General features: G+C 45.2%; 12 protein-coding genes and 1 tRNA gene. 6 read left to right on the top strand and 7 right to left on the bottom strand.

From position 1 onward, the window contains the following. Positions 1 to 67 precede the first annotated feature (67 nt). The 6 genes from MAF46_RS00305 to MAF46_RS00280 all read right to left on the bottom strand — a co-directional run bounded on the left by MAF46_RS00305 (position 68) and on the right by MAF46_RS00280 (position 11,682). Entirely contained in the window at positions 68 to 829 is a 762-nt protein-coding gene (locus MAF46_RS00305; protein ID WP_060785616.1) for a hypothetical protein, read from the bottom strand. Between the two features lie 471 nt (positions 830 to 1,300). Beyond that, the gene (locus MAF46_RS00300; RefSeq protein WP_060785615.1) at positions 1,301 to 5,320 is read right to left on the bottom strand and encodes a DNA-directed RNA polymerase subunit beta'; all 4,020 of its coding nucleotides are present in this window, start codon (positions 5,318 to 5,320) and stop codon (positions 1,301 to 1,303) included. 87 nt (positions 5,321 to 5,407) lie between these two features. Further along, positions 5,408 to 8,974 (bottom strand): DNA-directed RNA polymerase subunit beta, encoded by a 3,567-nt coding sequence (gene rpoB, locus MAF46_RS00295; protein WP_060785614.1) that lies wholly within the window; start codon positions 8,972 to 8,974, stop codon positions 5,408 to 5,410. Between the two features lie 200 nt (positions 8,975 to 9,174). Continuing rightward, positions 9,175 to 9,951: a hypothetical protein gene (locus tag MAF46_RS00290; protein WP_060785613.1), complete on the bottom strand. Its 777-nt coding sequence runs from the start codon at positions 9,949 to 9,951 to the stop codon at positions 9,175 to 9,177. A gap of 64 nt (positions 9,952 to 10,015) precedes the next feature. Beyond that, positions 10,016 to 10,669, bottom strand: coding sequence for a tRNA (cytidine(34)-2'-O)-methyltransferase (locus tag MAF46_RS00285; protein WP_230953845.1), 654 nt, complete (start codon positions 10,667 to 10,669; stop codon positions 10,016 to 10,018). 65 nt (positions 10,670 to 10,734) lie between these two features. After that, positions 10,735 to 11,682 (bottom strand): DMT family transporter, encoded by a 948-nt coding sequence (locus MAF46_RS00280; protein WP_060785612.1) that lies wholly within the window; start codon positions 11,680 to 11,682, stop codon positions 10,735 to 10,737. 471 nt (positions 11,683 to 12,153) lie between these two features. Between MAF46_RS00280 and MAF46_RS00275 the strand changes: the two genes are divergently transcribed. From MAF46_RS00275 to MAF46_RS00255, 6 genes are all read left to right on the top strand, one after another. Next, positions 12,154 to 12,238: transfer RNA gene (locus MAF46_RS00275), tRNA-Ser, on the top strand. Between the two features lie 187 nt (positions 12,239 to 12,425). After that, complete coding sequence (locus MAF46_RS00270) at positions 12,426 to 13,949, top strand: tyrosine-type recombinase/integrase (RefSeq protein WP_081090786.1); 1,524 nt, start codon at positions 12,426 to 12,428, stop codon at positions 13,947 to 13,949. A 716-nt stretch (positions 13,950 to 14,665) separates the two neighbouring features. Then, on the top strand, positions 14,666 to 15,493 hold the full coding sequence (locus MAF46_RS00265) for a hypothetical protein (RefSeq protein WP_060785611.1): 828 nt from the start codon (positions 14,666 to 14,668) through the stop codon (positions 15,491 to 15,493). 140 nt (positions 15,494 to 15,633) lie between these two features. Then, positions 15,634 to 15,825 (top strand): helix-turn-helix domain-containing protein, encoded by a 192-nt coding sequence (locus tag MAF46_RS06030; RefSeq protein ID WP_060785610.1) that lies wholly within the window; start codon positions 15,634 to 15,636, stop codon positions 15,823 to 15,825. Positions 15,826 to 15,909: 84 nt separating this feature from the next. Continuing rightward, a complete protein-coding gene (locus MAF46_RS00260) occupies positions 15,910 to 16,449 on the top strand; it encodes a hypothetical protein (protein ID WP_230953875.1) in 540 nt (179 codons plus the stop codon). Further along, entirely contained in the window at positions 16,446 to 17,843 is a 1,398-nt protein-coding gene (locus MAF46_RS00255) for a helix-turn-helix domain-containing protein (RefSeq protein WP_060785608.1), read from the top strand. The genes MAF46_RS00260 and MAF46_RS00255 overlap by 4 nt, the downstream gene beginning before the upstream one ends. 584 nt (positions 17,844 to 18,427) lie before the next feature. On the opposite strand, the gene MAF46_RS00250 is transcribed toward MAF46_RS00255, so the two are convergent. Then, a complete protein-coding gene (locus tag MAF46_RS00250; protein WP_060785607.1) occupies positions 18,428 to 19,654 on the bottom strand; it encodes a UDP-galactopyranose/dTDP-fucopyranose mutase family protein in 1,227 nt (408 codons plus the stop codon). Positions 19,655 to 19,678 lie beyond the last annotated feature (24 nt).

Raw genomic sequence — 19,678 nt, 5'->3', positions numbered from 1 at the left:
GTCCACTGGACTTTACATGCCAAATCACGCTTTGAAAGAGCTTGAAATGCGTTATGCAATTTCAAGCTCAGTCAAAGCGCTTAGCGCGAGCGTTTTTAATCGCAAGAAATGCTATTCCAATGCCAATAAAAATAAGCGTAAAAATGGCAAGCAAATAAACAACACCCACTCCAAGCGTTGTGGAATTAAACGTGTTTGGCGCAAAACCAAACCACCCAGCAGGCGCTTTGTAGTTCAAAAAGTTGTACGGCGCTGCCATAGCATGCTCTCCCCAACGCACGCCAGCAAACTCGCTTAGAGCAACAGCGTACGCAACGTAAGTGAGCGGCGGAATCGTAGCAAAATAAACGTGCGCGCGGCTGGACTTGTACTTGTAATCAAAAAGAATAAAGTCAAAAATCGCAAGCAACGGCGTTATAAAATGCACGCATAAGCTTGAGCACCCATTGTTCATATACGCGCCAACAAATCCGAGCTTGTTTGTAGGAGCCAAAAAGCACAGGTATAGCGTAAAAGTGACAGCGATTGAAATCGTCATCATAAATTTAAAAATGTACCATGCGTTTGGTTTTGAATCTACCCAGCCGCCAGTGCGCTCAGCCTGCACACCCTGCTCATCGCTTTTAGACTTAAGAGCACTTCGCGTGTCTAGAATCAGCGAGCCAAAAAGCGCAAAGCAAATCATCAAGTTAGAAAGATTCGTAAAATACGTTAGTGCCATTGAATCCCAAGACATTGCCATTCCGTAAATGGACGAAACTATTGCAATAACTCGAATTATGGTTCTTGTAACGTAATCTTTGCGCGTTAGGACTAGTGTTTCGCTCATTTTAAGCTCGCTTTCAAATAAGTTTTAATTCTTATTTATGTTCTTCGATTATTTATGTTTTTCGATTTTTCACATAAACACATTTCGTTTTACATAAATAAGATTTACTATACTTGACTCCGATCTATAAATAGCAAAACTTGCAAAATTTAATGGCGATTTTTGTAGATAATGCCAAACAATCTGCAGCAACGTGCGCGACGACCTACCTTTTCGCTTAAAGCGTAGCGCGAAAAGGCAATTCGGAGCGCACGGCTATTAGTAGCCGCTCGGCTGATTTGGCACATAAAGTCCACTGGACTTTATGCCTGAGCCAAATCACGCTTTGACTGAGCTTGAAACGCGTTATGCAATTTCAAGCTCAGTCAAAGCGAACAAAAAAGCCGCTGCAAGATGCGTAAAACAACTTGCAACGGCTAGTCGAAGTGGACTTACTTAATTAAGCAATCACCCAATTAAGCAATCACATGATTACTCAATGTCATCATCGTAATCACTCTGACCACCTTGATCGTCAAGGTAATCATCTGGATTAAAATCATCACCGAGCTTCATGTCTCCAAAATCAATGTTAGAGAAGTCAACATCTGCCATGTCGCTTTCACCAAAGTTTGATGGAGTGCTATTTTCAGCAGTCACAGCAAGGTTTGGATACATAGCGTCACGAACTTCTGGATCCGCAGACACATCCGCATTACGGTAGCGCGCCAAACCAGTACCAGCTGGGATGAGCTTACCAATAATCACGTTCTCCTTTAGACCCTTAAGATCATCTTCCTTCTGACTCAAAGCAGCCTCAGTAAGCACGCGTGTAGTCTCCTGGAAGGATGCAGCAGAAAGCCAAGAATCCGTAGCCAAAGAAGCTTTGGTAATACCCATAAGCTCTGGTCGACCAGCAGCAGGCTTACCGCCATTCTTAACGGCAGCAAGATTTGCCTCGCGGAACTTTGCCTGATCCACAAGCTCACCTGGAAGCAACTCTGTGTCTCCAGAATCAATCACCGTAATACGGCGAAGCATCTGGTGAACAATAACCTCAATGTGCTTATCGTGAATATCAACGCCCTGAGAACGGTAAACGTTGTGAACTTCTTCCACAATATTCACCTGAGCAGCGCGCGGACCAAGGATTCGCAAAATCTTCTTAGGATCCACAGAACCCTCAATAAGCTGCGTGCCAACCTCAACGTGGTCGCCATCCTTAACAAGCATTGGAGCGCGGCGAGTTACTGGGTAAACGATTGGCTCAACGGTTGTATCGTCTGGAGTCAAAGTGACTTGACGGCCGTGATCCGTATCTTCTACCTTTACAACGCCTGGGAACTCTGCGATTGGAGCCTCACCCTTAGGAGTACGAGCCTCGAAAAGCTCGGTAACACGAGGAAGACCCTGCGTAATATCGCTTGCCGAAGCAACGCCACCAGAGTGGAAGGAACGAAGCGTAAGCTGCGTACCAGGCTCACCAATGGACTGTGCTGCAACAATACCAACAGCCTCACCAACGTCCACAAGTCGGCTTGTAGCCAAAGACCAGCCGTAGCACTTTGCGCAAACGCCGCGCTTAGACTCGCAAGTAAGCACAGAGCGAGCCTTAACCTCTTCAACGCCGTGCGCAACCAAACTGCGCAAAACGTCCATAGAAAGCGCGTCTCCACACTTTGCCAAAACTGTTGTACCGTCTGCTGGATCGAGCACGTCTGCAGCAAGCAAGCGCGAGTATGGGCCACCATCAGCAGCCTTAACAAGCGTCAAATTGCCGTTTTCGTCGCGGTCCGCAATCTTCATCATAAGGCCACGTTTCGTGCCGCAATCTTCTTCGCGAACAATAACTTCCTGCGAAACGTCCACAAGACGACGAGTCAAGTAACCAGATTCTGCTGTACGAAGTGCGGTATCTGCCAAGCCCTTACGAGCGCCGTGCTGAGAGATGAAGTACTCCAACACGGAAAGGCCATCGCGGTAGTTTGACTTAACAGGACGAGGAATAATCTCGCCCTTAGGATTTGCCACCAAGCCTCGCATACCAGCAATCTGGCGAATCTGCATCCAGTTACCACGCGCGCCAGATTGAACCATAATGTTCACGTTGTTGTCGTCGTGGAAGTTCTCGCGCATTGCGTCTGCAACCTTATCGGTGCACTCTGTCCACAAGTTAATCAACTCTTGACGACGCTCTTCGTCTGTAAGAAGACCCATATCGTACTGGGAGTTGATCTTTGCAGCCTGATCCTCGTAATCTTGCGCAATCTGCTCGCGATTTGGAGGAAGCACAATGTCGGAGAATGCCATTGTAACGCCCGACCAAGGTGCGCGCGTAAAGCCAAGATCCTTCAAAGCATCGAGGCTTGCGGCAACCTGAGCGGTGGAATAGCGCGTAGCAATGTCGTCAACAATCTTAGAAAGAACACCCTTTGGAACCTGCTGGTTTACAAACGGATAGTCCTCTGGAAGAGTGCTATTGAACAGCACGCGACCGCAAGACGTTGCAAACAGAACAGTTCCATCCTTAAAGCGCTCTTCGTGAACAACATCTGGGCTTCCTGGCTCTGGGTCTACAACCTTAAGCTCAGAAGGCTGCCAATCCTTTGGCAAAACAAAGTCTTCTGGCACGCGAATTAACACCTTAGCTTGCATGTCAATCTCGTGCTTGTCTAGCGCCATTTGAGCTTCTGCAAGCGAGGAGAAGATTCGTCCTTGACCCTTTGCGCCGTCGATTACGGTAGACAAGTAGTACAAGCCCAAAATCATATCCTGAGATGGCATTGTAACTGTGTGACCATCTGCTGGCTTCAAGATATTGTCGGATGCCATCATCAAGCTGCGAGCTTCTGCTTGAGCTTCGGCGGAAAGTGGCAAATGCACTGCCATCTGGTCACCATCGAAGTCGGCGTTGAATGCCGCGCAAGCAAGTGGTGGCAAGTGGATTGCCTTACCTTCAACCAAGATTGGCTCAAATGCTTGAATACCCAATCGGTGAAGCGTAGGTGCGCGGTTAAGAAGAACAGGATGCTCGGAGATAACTTCCTCGAGCACGCCCCAAACCTCGGAATCTCCGCGATCCACAAGGCGCTTGGCGCTCTTCATATTCTGCGCAAAGCCCTGATCCACCAAACGCTTAATAACGAATGGCTTAAACAGCTCCAACGCCATTGGCTTAGGCAAACCGCATTGATGCATGCGAAGGCTTGGACCAACAACGATTACGGAACGGCCAGAATAATCAACTCGCTTACCGAGCAAGTTCTGACGGAATCGACCCTGCTTACCTTTAAGCATATCGGAAAGCGACTTTAGTGGCCTATTGGATGCGCCAGTTACTGGGCGGCCACGGCGACCGTTGTCGAAGAGTGAATCAACAGCTTCCTGAAGCATGCGCTTTTCGTTATTAAGCATGATTTCAGGAGCGCCAAGCTCAATCAGCCTCTTCAAACGATTATTACGGTTGATTACACGACGGTACAAATCGTTCAAATCAGATGTTGCAAAGCGGCCACCATCAAGCTGAACCATTGGACGCAAGTCTGGTGGGATTACTGGAATAACATCCAAAACCATTGCTTCTGGCTTGTTTCCAGTAGTCAAGAACGCGTTCACAACCTTAAGTCGCTTCAAAGCGCGCGCCTTGCGCTGACCAGTACCATTGTCGATTTCTTCGCGAAGTTCTACAGCAGCAGACTTAAGATCGAAGTCTTGCAAGCGCTTCTTGATTGCTTCCGCGCCCATGCATCCTTCAAAGTAGTCGCCATAGCGGTCTTCCATCTCTCGCCAAAGATCAACATCGCCTTCCATATCTCCTGCACGCAAGCCCTTAAAGCGATCGAAAACTGCGTTCAAACGCTGAATTTGCTCGTCGTAGCGAGTACGGATAGCAGACATTTCGCGCTCAGCTCCAGCACGCAACTTAGACTTTGCGCTACCTTTTGCCTCGCCCGATTCTTCTAGCTCGTGAAGATCTTCTTCTGCTTTCTTTGCACGCGCATCAATCTCGTTGTCGCGGCGCTTGCGAAGATTGCCAATCTCGGTATCAAACTCGTCTTGCAAGTCTGGAAGATCCTGGTGACGCTGCTCTTCATCTACCTTAGTAACCATGTAGGCTGCAAAGTAGATTACCTTTTCCAAGTCTTTTGGAGCAATGTCGAGCAAATATCCCAAGCGGCTTGGCACACCCTTGAAGAACCAAATGTGTGTTACAGGAGCCGCAAGCTCAATATGACCCATGCGTTCGCGGCGAACGCGGCTGCGTGTAACTTCCACGCCGCATCGCTCGCACACGATTCCCTTAAAGCGCACGCGCTTATACTTGCCGCACGCGCACTCCCAATCGCGAGTAGGACCGAAAATCTGCTCACCGAACAGACCATCCTTCTCTGGCTTAAGGGTACGGTAATTAATGGTTTCTGGCTTCTTAACTTCGCCGTGGCTCCAGCTACGGATGTCTTCGGCAGTGGCCAGTCCAATCCTCAGTTTGTCAAATGCGTTGACGTCCAGCACTATTATCGTCCTGTCTCATGAAATTGTTTTTCTAAGTTTCTTAAAGTGATTAGTGATTAGTGATTAAGTTATTTCTAATCACTAGTATCACTGGTATTCAGGTTCTTGAATAACTTGGTCTTCTTTGGCAGACGAATCTGGTCGCGCACCAATATTAAAGCCCAAATTTTCAGAAGACGACACCGGATCATCATCTTCATCCTTCATGTCGATTGCCACTCCTTCGGAGTTAAGCACCTCAACATTCAAGGAGAGCGACTGCATTTCCTTGAGCAACACCTTAAAGGACTCAGGAATACCAGCAGGTGGAAGATTATCGCCCTTAACAATAGCGCCATACACGCGCACGCGACCGTCAACGTCATCAGACTTTGTGGTCATCATTTCGTGCAAAGTGTACGCAGCGCCATAAGCCTCAAGGGCCCACACTTCCATCTCACCAAAGCGCTGGCCGCCGAACTGAGCCTTACCACCCAACGGCTGCTGGGTAATCATAGAGTAAGGACCAGTGGAACGAGCGTGAATCTTATCATCAACCAAGTGATGCAGCTTCAAGATGTACATGTAGCCAACAGAAATTGGCTTAGGGAATGGCTCACCAGTGCGGCCGTCAAACAATGTTGCCTTACCGTCGGAGCCAACAAGCTTATTGCCATCGCGGTCTGCAAGCGTAGTGCTCAAAAGACCCTTCAAGGTCTCTGGGCGCACGCCGTCGAACACTGGAGTTGCAACAGGAGTGCATGGATCGCCGTGCTCGGCGCCTTCTGGCACGTACTTCTTCCAAGCGGCCTCAAGGTCTGGATCCAAGTTAATATCCCAGCCTGCGTGAGCAATCCAACCCAAGTGAAGCTCGAGCACCTGGCCCAAGTTCATTCGAGAAGGCACGCCCAGCGGGTTAAGCATAATGTCTACTGGAGTACCATCCTCCAAGAATGGCATATCCTCTTCTGGCAAAATGCGGGAAATAACACCCTTGTTGCCGTGACGACCAGAAAGCTTATCGCCCTGCGTAATCTTACGATGCTGAGCAATGTACACGCGAATCATCTGGTTTACGCCATTCGGAAGTTCATCGCCATCGTCTTCAGCGTCTTCGCGAGTAATCTCCTTAACAGCAATCACGGTACCAGTTTCGCCGTGAGGCACACGAAGCGAAGTGTCTCGAACTTCGCGGCTCTTTTCGCCAAAGATTGCGCGAAGCAAGCGCTCTTCTGGAGTAAGCTCGGTCTCGCCCTTAGGTGTTACCTTACCAACCAAAATGTCGCCAGCTTCCACCTCGGCACCAATGCGAATGATACCGCGCTCGTCGAGGTTTGCAATAGCGTCTTCGCCAACGTTTGGAAGGTCGCGAGTAATCTCTTCGGCACCAAGCTTGGTTTCGCGAGCATCAATCTCGTACTCTTCAATGTGAATCGAAGAAAGCGTATCGTCTTGCACGAGTCGCTGAGAAATAATCACAGCGTCCTCGTAGTTGTAGCCGTTCCAAGGCATAAACGCAACGAGCAAATTCTTGCCGAGTGCAAGCTCACCCTTGTCTGTTGCAGGGCCATCAGCCAAAACAGTTCCTGCTTCCACGCGCTCACCATCTTTAATAAGCGGCACCTGGTTGTAGCAAGTAGTCTGGTTGGAGCGCTGGAACTTAGAAAGCTTGTAGCTAGATTGAGTTCCGTCATCGTTCATAACGCGAATAATATCCGCAGAAACGTAGGTTACAACGCCTGGCTTTTCGGAAAGAATCACATCTCCAGAATCAACTGCAGCACGCCATTCAGAACCCGTACCAACAAGTGGACGCTCCGACTTAATAAGAGGCACGGCCTGGCGCTGCATGTTGGTACCCATCAAAGCACGGTGGCCTTCATCGTGCTCCAAGAATGGAATCAAGCTTGCGCCGAGAGAAACCATCTGACGTGGAGAAACATCCATGTAGTCAACAGTGCTTACAGGCACATCGACTGCCTCTTCTTCGTCCACGCGAGCAAGCGCCTGCGTGCCAACAAAGTTGCCATTTTCGTCGAGCTCCTGGTTTGCCTGAGCAATAACATGCTCTGCTTCGCGGTCTGCAGTCATATATTCGACTTCGTTAGTCACATGACCATTAACAACCTTGCGATAAGGCGTTTCAATAAAGCCGAATGGATTAATGCGACCAAAGGTTGCAAGCGAACCGATAAGACCGATGTTTGGACCTTCTGGGGATTCGATTGGGCACATACGACCAAAGTGGGATGGGTGCACGTCTCGAACTTCCATAGATGCGCGGTCTCTAGAAAGACCACCAGGACCAAGAGCCGAAAGACGACGCTTGTTTGTAACACCTGCCAAAGGATTGTTCTGATCCATAAACTGGCTAAGCTGAGAAGTTCCGAAGAACTCCTTAATCGTAGCGTTAACTGGTCGAATGTTAATCAACGACTGTGGTGTAATCGCCTCGGCGTCTTGAGTTGTCATGCGCTCGCGCACAACGCGCTCCATGCGGCTTAAGCCAGTACGAATCTGATTCTGTACAAGCTCGCCAACCTGGCGGATTCGGCGGTTTCCAAAGTGATCAATATCGTCTACGTCTACACGCAACTGCACATCTTCGCCATCGCGCTTGCCTGGGAAGGTCTTTTCGCCAGCATGCAAAGTAACCAAATACTTGATTGTTGCAATAATGTCTTCGCGATTCAAGCTGCGATCGTTGTAATCCGCTTCCAAACCAAGCTTGCGATTAATCTTATAGCGACCAACGCGCGCCAAATCGTAGCGCTTTGTGTTGAAGTAGAAGGATTCGAGCAAATTGCGACCCGCGTCGGCAGTTGCGGTATCTGCTGGGCGAATCTTTCTGTACAAGTCTGTAAGAGCATCGTCTTGAGTATCGATTGGCTCTTTTTCTAGAGCGTCGAGAACAAGAGGATAACCCTGGAATGCTTCGGCAATTTCTGGCTTAGTCATGCCGATTGCCATTAAGAATACGATTGCAGACTGCTTGCGCTTGCGATCTACGCGCACGCCAAGAACATCGCGCTTATCAATCTCGAACTCAAGCCACGCTCCGCGACTTGGAATGATTTTTGCGCCAAAAACGTCTTTATCGGAAGTGCGATCTTGCGTGCGATCGAAGTACACGCCTGGGGAACGCACAAGCTGAGACACGATTACGCGCTCAGTGCCGCCAATAATGAATGTTCCGTGTGGGGTTTGTAATGGGAAATCACCCATAAAAACAGTCTGGCTTTTAATCTCGCCAGTTTCGCCGTTTTCAAACTCTGCATTTACGTACAAAGGAGCGGAATATGTGTAATCCTTCTCTTTGCACTCAAGCACAGTGTGACGTGGCTCTTCAAAATATGGATCCGAGAATGTGAGGCTCATTGTCTCAGCAAAATTCTCGATTGGAGAAATCTCTTGGAACACTTCTTCCAGACCAGAGACGTGTGGCACAGTGTGAGTGCCATTTGCCTCATCTTCTTCGACGCGCTTCTTCCAACGCTCGGAGCCGATCAGCCAGTCAAAGCTGTCGGTTTGCACACCGAGGAGGTATGGCACATCGATTGGCTCACAAATGGAGCCGAAATTCACACGATCCGACGCTTTGTGCAACTTAATGCTGTGCTCGTCGGCACGCGCGATGACTTTGGTGGTGTTCGTCGTAGCTTGTTCAGCAGCCAATGGACGTTCCTTTATCGCTAGCTAGTTTTATTAATCCTTGGGAGCTTTAGAAAATCGCAGCAAACGCGCTTAAAATCAACGATTTTGGGTTTGCGGGCGCCTTCTTCGGTTCCTTGAGTATGCCCGCTATATGACACACCGTGTACAAAGAAACGATTTTACCCCTTCGCTTCGACTTTTTATCGTCATTTATGCAGGCACTAGCGAACAGAAATAACCACGGGATTGCTTTGCAACCCTGCTACGTCTTTATGCTCGATTTGCGCAATATACGTTCCGCGCGAAACTTTAGGCAAATCGGAGTCGTTAGCGCAATTTTCTCCACTCGGCGTGCCAATCGTAGCATTTGCATTCCAAGTAAACTTTTTATCGTACGAATCTCCTTTTGCCATAAGCAGCGGCTTTAGCGGAATTACGCACATATCTGACTGCCATTGCGGAACAGCTGTTTGTGCAGACTTGTCTTTCGACTTATTCGACTGATTCGATTTATTTTGCTTATTTTGCTTATTTGACTTATCGCCTTTTGCACCAGAAGAATCGCCAGCAGCTTGCGATGAATCGCTTGCACTTTGGCCTACAGTCAACACCATTCTTCCGCTCGAAGCGTCAATCCTGCATGAATCATCGCCTTCGTAAACAATATGAGCATTAAACTCTACACTTCCGCCCATTGGAATAGCTTGAGACGAAGAAGATAGCTCAATTCTAACGTCTTTTGAATTGCATTTTTTTATGATTCCAACGGGTCTTGGATCTGGCACAAGTTGTTTAGATAACGTAACGTCTGAATGCTTGTTTATAGCGGTTCCAATTGCGCTAATGCCCTTAAAAATGCTGACTATGCAAAAAATGCAGAATGCTAAAACAGCCAGCAGCCCCACGCAAACTACGATTCGGCGGCGAATGTACATGCGGCGTCGCGCAGCACTAATCTTCCGCTTCGGTTTACGTTTTAACACAGGCATATTAACCATTGTAATGCATGAGTAGTTTTAAGACTATTTTTGGCTATTTCTGGCGATTTCTAGCTATTTATGACTATTTTCCGCCCTCAAATCCAAGCTGACGCCACGCCTCATAAATGGCGATTGATGCGCAATTTGTAAGATTTAAGCTTCTAAGCGAAGGACGCATTGGCAAGCGAACCTGTTCCGCAACATGCGGGCCAGCCATAATATCCATTGGATCTGGAATATCCCCTGGCTCTGGTCCAAAAAGCAAAATATCATTCGGCTTATACTCAATATCTGTGTAAAGTTTTGTAGCATTTGCAGTAAACGCAATTATGCGAGAATTTGGCATTGACTCAACAAGGTTTTCAAAATTCGGATGCATAACAACGTGTGCCATATCGTGATAATCAAGACCCGCACGACGAAGCTTTGTGTCTTGAAGATTAAATCCAAGCGGCTCTACAAGATGCAAAATTGTGCCCGTTACCGCGCAAAGACGAATCGCAGAACCTGTGTTTCCTGGGATTCTAGGCGAGTAGAAGCACAAATGCGGAGTTTGAGTTTGCGCAGTGCTGGCGTCTTGCGCACTTAACATGGCGTCCATAACGCTGATTGGATTTCCATGCGCATCTGTTACAAGCTCGTCTGGGCCGTAATTTGACTTTCGGTAGCCGTACTCATACATCTGCTCTACGCGATTGACTGGATTTTGCGAGTCTGGATTTTGTGCGTCTTGCATACTTTTATCTTCTTTACTTTTATCTTCTTTATTTTTGTCTTGCATATTCTTCATGATCACCATGATCACCTCAATAAAATCATCATAATAAAAATAAGCGCAAATCCTGCAAAATCAGCCCACGAGAACACAGCTCCCGTAAACACAACAGCCGTAATCGCTGCCATAACAGGCTCGCTTGCGCCCAAAAGCGTTCCGCGCACAGATCCAACTCGCATAATGCCAGCCAAAAACATCCAATATGCGCCAAAAGTTCCGCCAACAATCGTAAAAGTAAACAGCAAATACGCGCGCAAATCCAAAGGAGGCATTGTTTGCCATGGCTTCACAAATGGCAGCATAATAAGACCTGCAATTATAAACGTGATTCCATTTACAGTAAGATTTCCCCATTTTGCAATCAATTTAACTGGCATAATCGCAAGCGCCGCCGTACTCGCAGCATCTGCTAATCCCCACAAAAGTCCCATCAACGGAAGCGAAAGCGAGCTAAAATTGCCACCCGTTGCCATAAGCGCAGTTCCTGCAAACGCAAGCAAAACACCAATGTTTTCGCGCAAAGTCGGAGTTCTCTTTGACCGCAAGCACACATAAACAAGCACAAAAAGCAAATTCAGACTTTGCAAAACAGTAGCTGTGCCAGAGTTAGTCCAGTCGATTGTAAAAAGATACGCAACTTGCGTTAAAAGCACACACACAATGCCTGTTACGACTAACATTGGCCATGATTTTTTTGTGCTTAGTACGCCAACGAGTTGCTTGCGATTAACCATTGCGGCAACGATTACAAAAAGCACGCCTGCAGCAAGCTGACGAACGCACGCGATTTGCAACGGGCTTACAAGGTATTGCGACATTAGAATCTTAGAAACAGTAGCGTTTGTGCCCCAAAGCGCTCCACCAAGAATCGTTAAGATTATGCCAATCATCATTGTGCGCGGACTATGATCAACTGCAGGATTTGTCTTTTTAGGCTTTATTTTTTGGATATTCTTTACAAAACCAACATCCATGCTAAACACCTTCTAAACTTAAATCCTGTATTTGCTAATAATCCTGTAGTTTTGCGCATCTGTAGTAAGTCACAAATCGCAAATCGCTTACTACATATGAAAAATCTACACTATCACATAATCAACAACACGCACATAATCAACAACACGCAATTGCAAGGATTGTATGTGTAATAAATCTATTGGGGCGATTTGAGAATTGGAAAATCGTTAGAAATGTCGCTCGCGCGTTACGCTTTAAGCGAAAAGGCAGGTCCTGTCGTTAGCGCGGTCTAAGCGCGCTAACGTCTTCGCCGCACGTAAAGTCCACTGGACTTTACGTTTGAGCGGCTCAGCGAATCGAGGTGATTTCTCGCGCATTATGCAGCTCGAAATCGTCGATTCGCGCAACGCGCGATTTTGCATTATCCGCACACTATGTTATCTTATTTAAGTTGTCTTTCGTTGTGAGTTTAGCGCAATGATTGATGTGGAGAATTCGCCTAGTGGTCTATGGCGCACGCTTGGAAAGCGTGTTGGTGTAACAGCCTCACGAGTTCGAATCTCGTATTCTCCGCGAGTAGGGTTTCTAGCCAATCGCTAGAAGCCCTTTTTTCATGCCGAAAACCCTTGAAATATCAACGTTTTTGGCTTGTTTTCAGTATTCTTGGGGTTGGCATTTTGTAACATTATATGTAGTTATTTTCTCTTATTAAAGCGAAAAATAAAGCGAAAACAAATAGGCCATTCTTAAGGACAACACAATGGGACAACAAGACAGCAAAGACTCAACCAATCAAGATGAAGCTAATCAAGAAAAGAAAACAGATAAAAAACGTATAACTCACCGTAGAGGTTGGGGAAAAATAGACGCTAAGAAAGGCGCGTGCGGCTATAAATACTATCCAAGTTATGCAACACCGAAACAATACTGTTCAAAGTTCCCTAATCAAGGTGACCGTCAAGTATTAAAAGGCGGAACTTGGACGTATACAGAGGCTAGCGCGTGGTTAGACGATGAAAAGAGACTTATTAAAGATGGCGATTGGACGCCAGTAAACATGCGCGAGGCTAATCGCGAGCGCAATAGTATTCTGTTTAGAGATTATGCGATTGATTTTGTAAAGAACAAGAAAATTAAAGAATCTACTAGAAACAAGTATTTTGAATCGTTAGAAAATCATTTATTGCCTTTCTTTGGTGATATGCGTATTAAATCAATCACGCGTAATATTGTTAAAGATTGGCATGATAAGCAGCCTAAGAATGTGGCTATATTTAATGCGTATGGTTTGTTGTCGCAAATATTTAACAATGCTTGTAAGAGGCATGGCGAAAATGAGCCTATTATTAAAGAAAACCCTTGTTGTTTAGAAGATATATCAAGACCGAAAAAGAAGCATACGACTGTTATACCTAGCAATGAGCAGCTTGGTGAGCTTATATCTCATGTTGAAGAACGTTTTCAGTTAGCTGAGTATATTATTGGCTTTCTTGGTTTGCGTATTGGTGAAGTCCTTGCATTGCAAAGGCGTGATATTGATTTGAAAAACAATGAAATTCATGTTCGCCGTTCTTTAATTGAGGTAAGAGATGAGGAAACGCAAAAAGTAAAAACAATAGTAGGTGACACTAAATCAGAAACAAGCCATAGAGATTTAGATATACCTGAATCACTAAAACCATTATTTGAGAAACAATTAAAAGAGTATACGAGTAAAGAAGCGGACGCATTCATATTCACTACCGAAGGACACACTAATTTTATAAAGCCTTCTAATTTTCGCGATAGAGTGCATAATAAAGCACGTAAGCAAGTAGAAGGCTTGGAAGAGTATTGGCCTCATGATGGACGCCATGCAACTTGTGTAAACATGAGAGATTTAGATAATACGCCTCTAAATGTTGTTTCTAAGCAATTAGGGCACTCAAATACTCAAGTAACAGATAATGTTTATACAGACGCTGCAGCGGTAGAAGAACGAGAAAAAGCAGCACAAAGAGTAAGCGAGCGCGTGGATAAAGTAATTGAAATAAGCAAGCATACAAAAACAGCCTCTAATGAGAGCGTAGAAAGCGTAGAGAGCATGGAGAGCGTGGAAAGCGCTAAGCCTAACAGTAATGATAATGAGGCTGCTAGTTTCCAATATGCGTTCCTCGTAAGCATGGAGATGAGCGCTCGCATTCAAGCATTAAAAGGCATGGAAGAAAAGCAACAAAAGCAAGCATTAAAATCACTACCAGACGGCATGAGAGAGGAAACAGAAAAATTTTTACAAGCTAAATAAAATAACCTAACGCTCTAATATACAAGTCGACAACGTCGACACGTCGACACGTTGAAAACATTAGGTTTCTACCCTAGTCGACACAAAGTCGACACCGTCGACAATCTCGCAAAAACAAGGGTTGCGCTCGCAGGTATTACGAGGCTAATAGCTTTTATTGGCGTATTGTTACGAATAGCTTTTTCGTTACGATAAGGGTGTTACGAATAAAATACAAAGGGAGATATTAGACCTATCGCCGAGGTGGCTTTTACTGTAGGGGGTAGGGGTATCCCCCCCCCCTAGGCTTGTTGCTTTCATGCCATATTCAATGCTTATTAATGGTTTACTACTTGCATACTACTAGATATTGTTAGCGAGCGCATGGGTTGATTTTACTAGGGTTTAGCACGATAGTGTGTAGAACCTACATTGTGGCATGTGCTTAACAATGTTTAATAATCTAGCGTGTGCCAAATCTTTTGAACCCAGCGTAATAAAAAGAGAGTTAGGCAGCGCCTCTACCGAGAACATCAGAAATACCCCTTCCCCCGTCTTGTAAGGGTGGCGTGTGGGTTTAATGCTGTGTGACGTGTTAGCGCGTGTACGGTCATTATAGGCGGCATATTACGGCACTATTGAGTGTTTCTATCATGTTTGCGAGCGCAATGCGCTTGTGGTTAGTGCATTGTGTAGATTATAGTATTTTTTAACGTTTTGCAATGAAAGGGACAATAATGACAATTAGAGAGAAAGAACAACGTAAGTTCAGAACTCTTTTAAAACATATGGCAATTCATGAATCAGATGAGCTTGATATATTCTCGTGGACTTATTGCCTGAAATATGGGTTTGATAAGAATGAGTTTTTCGATGAACATGATTTTATGTACGATATGCTTGAAAACAATGGCGTGATGTTCGATGATGAGGTTGAGTATGGTAGCGAAAAATATTATGAATTGTATGAATACGCGACAGCTATACATAAATCTCGTCGTGATTTGTTAAGTGCCGCGTCTGATAGTTTTTGTGAAGAAACGTTAAAATGTGAGTATATACCAAGTTTCTTATGGAAGTTTAATGGTAGAAATTTTATGTTTGATGCGTTTACGGCTGGTGTAGTAAATAGGGTGGATGTTTATATAAAGTCAGATACCCTATTTAACGGTGTAAACGCGTTTATTACTATGGACGATAAACCTAATTTTGAAACATGCAAACCATGGGACTCGGTAGCTCTACATAATATGAACGAGTATTATGCAATAAGCGTAGCTTATAAGAGTTGTATATATGCGCAAAAAGTTAGCGAGAATTTTAGAAGAATGCTCGATGACTTAGATGAAAACTGTGATGATTTAATTAGTGTAGATTCTGTTGTGAACAACCTATTACAATGCCAGCAAGAAGGCATTAAATCATGTAGAAAAGTATTACAAAATGCTAGTGAAGATGAAAAACTCTTTCATGCTTTTACGCGTGGTTCAAAAAATGTTCCTTTTCTTTTGCAAGACCCGTTTTATATTAAGTTTCATGATTACTTTATAAGAAAAGAAAAATAATTCACATTATTTGTGTTTTTTGTACTTTCTAGTACAATATCTAACTATTAGACAGTCCATGTCTAGAACTTGGAATTTGTGACAGCTGAAGTCAAGAAAACAGATAATATAAGTTATTTTTTAATCATAAAGGTTAGATAATGTATAATTCTAAATCTAAAACAATCGAGCCAGCATTATTCACAATCTCACAAGTTACACAAAAACTCAATTGCGAGCGCAAGACTATCATGTCTTTAATACGTGAAGGAAAATTAAAAGCTAAACGCAACCACATACGTGGAAAAATTTGGATTACAGCTAAGAGCCTGAACGCTTATGTAGAAAGCTGAGGGCTTATAATGAATTACAAAAAATTACCCCCTAACATTGAATTAATCAATGAAGGGGGCTGGGACAACATACCTAATTATAACATGTTCCCAGTATGCCGTGAGTTTATAGAGGCTGATTCTAGCGAGCGATTAAACATGCTCACCGATGGTCTCATAGCCTCAACGTTTGGAGGTGAATTCACCTATACACTACCGCCTGAAGTCAATGAACAAGCTAGAAGAGTTGCGCTCGCTATCATGCTAGCAACTTTTAAGCCTCACGCTATTAGGTTTGCAGCTAGTGGGACTGATTACTACGCTGTGAGGCTATTAGAGGCGGCTGCACGCTTGTGTGACGGTAGTGTGATAACTCTAGGCTTTAATGGTAAAAGCGCGTTTAATGCACAATATTTAAGCGTGCCGCCTAAAGTCACGAACCACGTGGATATTATGCACGCCAACACTAACAGTGATTATAGCGAGGATATTCAATCGCGAGCGCAGTCTGCTCGTGATTTTAGTAAGCTGTGTGAGCTGAAGCGTTTTGGTTGTGGGACTCTTGAGGCTTTTTCTAATAGTCTTGAGGGGACTATGTGGAAGCGTGTGGCTGATAGTCTTAAGTCCACGGAGGTGGTTCGATGATTACCCCCGTTTTTGACCTTAGGCCATTAGGTGTTAAGCCTTTTGAGAGTGAGCAAGAGTTTTTGGACTCTAGTAGTACGATTAAAAATCTTTATCAGTATGCTAGAGCGTGCAGAACGTCGCCGCACGCCGCATTGGTTTGCACTTTAGCTAGGGCTTGTGCGATAGTACCTCCTAATATTGTAATACCTTCGTTTACGGGTGATAGTCCAGCTAGCCTGAATTTTGCTGCTATTACGATAGCGGAATCGGGTGGCGGCAAGGGGGTAACCATGACCGTGGCTAAAACGCTCGTTCCATTGCCTGATACTGTTTGGGTTGGTCAAACAGCGTCGGGCGAGGCTATATCGAGCGTTTATGTTCAACGCGAAGACGATGAGACCTATACTCGCAATGGTGACGAGGAAGAAAAACGCGAGTGCAAAAAATCGAGCCTTAAGTATAAGACTCAAAACGCGTTTTTTGATATTAGAGAGGTTAGAGAGTTTGCAGGTAATGCAAGCCGTGTTGGCTCTACTCTTGTGCCTGTGCTTGTTAACTTGCTTGATGGCACGTCTAAAATAGGTTGTACTACAAAGAGCGAGAGTAACACGTTACAAGTGCCAGAGTATGGGTATCGTGCCGCAATCGTCATTGGAGTGCAGCCAGCTAATATACGTGATATTACTAATCACGGTGGCACGGGTTTGCCACAACGGTGCCTATGGACTAATGTGTTAGACCCTAACGTGCCTGAGATAAGGCCTGAGAAAATCGCGCCTGAACAATGGTTATCTTTTGACCACACATTATTCAACCGTTACGCTCCCTCGGATATGGAATTAAATAGCCTATTGATGGCGGGCACGCCTGAAGCAACGCTAATGATGGACAACGGGCAACACTGTTATAAGCTGCATGAGCTTAAATATCCTGAAGGCGTTTATAAGGCTGTAGATGAAAACGCAAAGCAAAGGCTTAAAGGTGAGAATGTTTCACATACTCAATTGCTTGTGCTGAAGCTAGCAGGCGTTATAGCCTTATTCTTGCAAGAGGATAAAGAAAACCTATTGAATGTTACAGCTAAAAACATGCAGCAAGCTGAATGGCTCGTTCGTCAAAGTGCTATAACATTGCAAAACGGGTTAAATACCTATGTGCAAACAAAAAACGCTGAAACATACAAGCAAGAATATGAAGCCAAAGGCGATGAAGAAAAAGAACCAATAATACAAAATGCCGCAAACTCAATAATGAGAAAGCTAGAAAAGAGCAACGGGCAAGGCGTATCAAACCGCGATATAAGCCGCGCGCTAAACGTCGAAAAAAGACCAGCAATAAGCGATGCGCTCGCAGTATTGATAGCACGCAATGCTATACAAGAGAAAGACGGGAAATATTATCTAACAAAATAAAAAAGTAACCTAAAACAGCAGCCAAACACGAACGCACAAAGCCAAAGTGTTTGGCTGCACTCATATAAACACACAACACAAGCCAACGTGTCGACGGTGTCGACCTTATGTCGTCACAAGCACAAAACCTAATAATAACAACGTGTCGACGTGTCGACGGTGTCGGTTTGTATAAATACAAAAACAAACGCAACCACAAACGCACGAGTTGCGCTCGCGAACAGTACGAGGGTGCGTCGTGTAGTGGATTTAGCGTGTAGTCTGATGCTTGATGCTTAAGAGCTTTAACATGAGCATATAAATTAGCGTTGTAAGGCTGTATAATGGCTATTACAAGTGCTTATTACGTGTTTTATAAATTGGTATTATTTAGCGTTTTGAATCATTAAAAAATATTACTAAAGCGAAAAATAAGGCGAAAACAAAATTTTAATAATCGCAAAACCTAATGTTTAGTAAGGCTAAGGGGGTACGGTGGCGGAATCTCGTATTCTCCGCGAGTAGGGTTTCTAGCCAATCGCTAGAAGCCCTTTTTCGTACTTATATACTTTGCACAGCTTTATTTATACCAGACTTACTTACACTTAACGCGCAATAAGTGGCGCTACTTGCGATTCATAAGCGCGCAAAGCCATATCAATCACGTTGTGCATATCGTAGTAGTTGTATGTTCCCAATCGTCCACCAAAAACCGTGTTAGGCTGCGCCTCCGCAAGCTCTGCATATCGCGCATACAAAGCCTTATCTTCCTCGGTGTTTACAGGGTAATAAGGCTCATCATCGCGAGTTGCAGCGCGAGAATACTCTTGCCAAACAACAGTTTCCCCTGCTTTAACGCTCTTTCCTGGCACAAAATCAGCATCCACGCCAGCATTGCCGCTAGCATCCACGCTAACTTCCCCACGCTCTGGATTAAAGTTCTTAAACTCAATCGCGCGCGTAAACGGAACATCCGCATCTGAATAGTTCATAACAGGGCAACCAAAGTGGTCATTCTCCTTATAACGCACCTCTTTAAAGTCAACAGTACGCCACTTTAACTCGCCAAGCGCGTAGTCAAAATACCTATCAACTGGCCCCGTATAAACCACTGGCACTCCAGCTTCCGCCAGAGCGCGCTTGTTAAACGGCTGCGACTCGTCGAAAAAGTCCACTCCAAGCGAAACGTGAATTAGCGGATTATCAATCATGCGCTGCATCCAAGCCGTGTAGCCATCCTTTGGCAAACCTTCCCAAGTGTCTTTAAAGTAGCGATTATTGTAGTTAAATCGCACAGGCAAGCGCTTAATAATCCCTGCAGGCAGCTTAGAAGGGTCCGTTTGCCACTGCTTTGCTGTGTAATTCTTGATAAACGCTTCGTAAAGCGGCCGCCCAATTAAGCTAATGCCTTTATCGTTCAAATTTTGCGGATCTTTTCCAGCGAACTCCCCTGCTTGACTTGCAATCAAAGCCTTTGCTTCTTCTGGCGTGTAATGCGCGTGGAAAAATTGGTTAATTGTACCTAAGTTGATTGGCAACGAATACACTTCGCCGTCGTGAGTTGCGTAAACGCGATGCACGTAGTTAGTAAACGATGTAAAACGGTTCACATAATCCCACACGCGCTTGTTGCTTGTGTGAAAAAGATGCGCGCCATACTTGTGAATTTCGATTCCCGTGCGCTCGTCAAAATACGAGTAAGCGTTGCCTCCAATGTGATTACGCACGTCAATAATCTCAACGCGAGCGCCAGCGCGTTCTGCCGCTTGCTGCGCTACAGTTAAGCCGAACAAGCCTGCTCCAACAACTACTAAATCTGGGTATTCGCTCATTTTCCCACTCATTTCTTGCTTTCT

Source organism: Gardnerella pickettii (genome assembly GCF_029226345.1).
In the GTDB taxonomy this organism is placed as follows: domain Bacteria; phylum Actinomycetota; class Actinomycetes; order Actinomycetales; family Bifidobacteriaceae; genus Bifidobacterium; species Bifidobacterium piotii.
The sequence above is the reverse complement of the archived record's forward strand: the minus strand, read 5'-3'. Positions and strand labels throughout refer to the sequence as shown.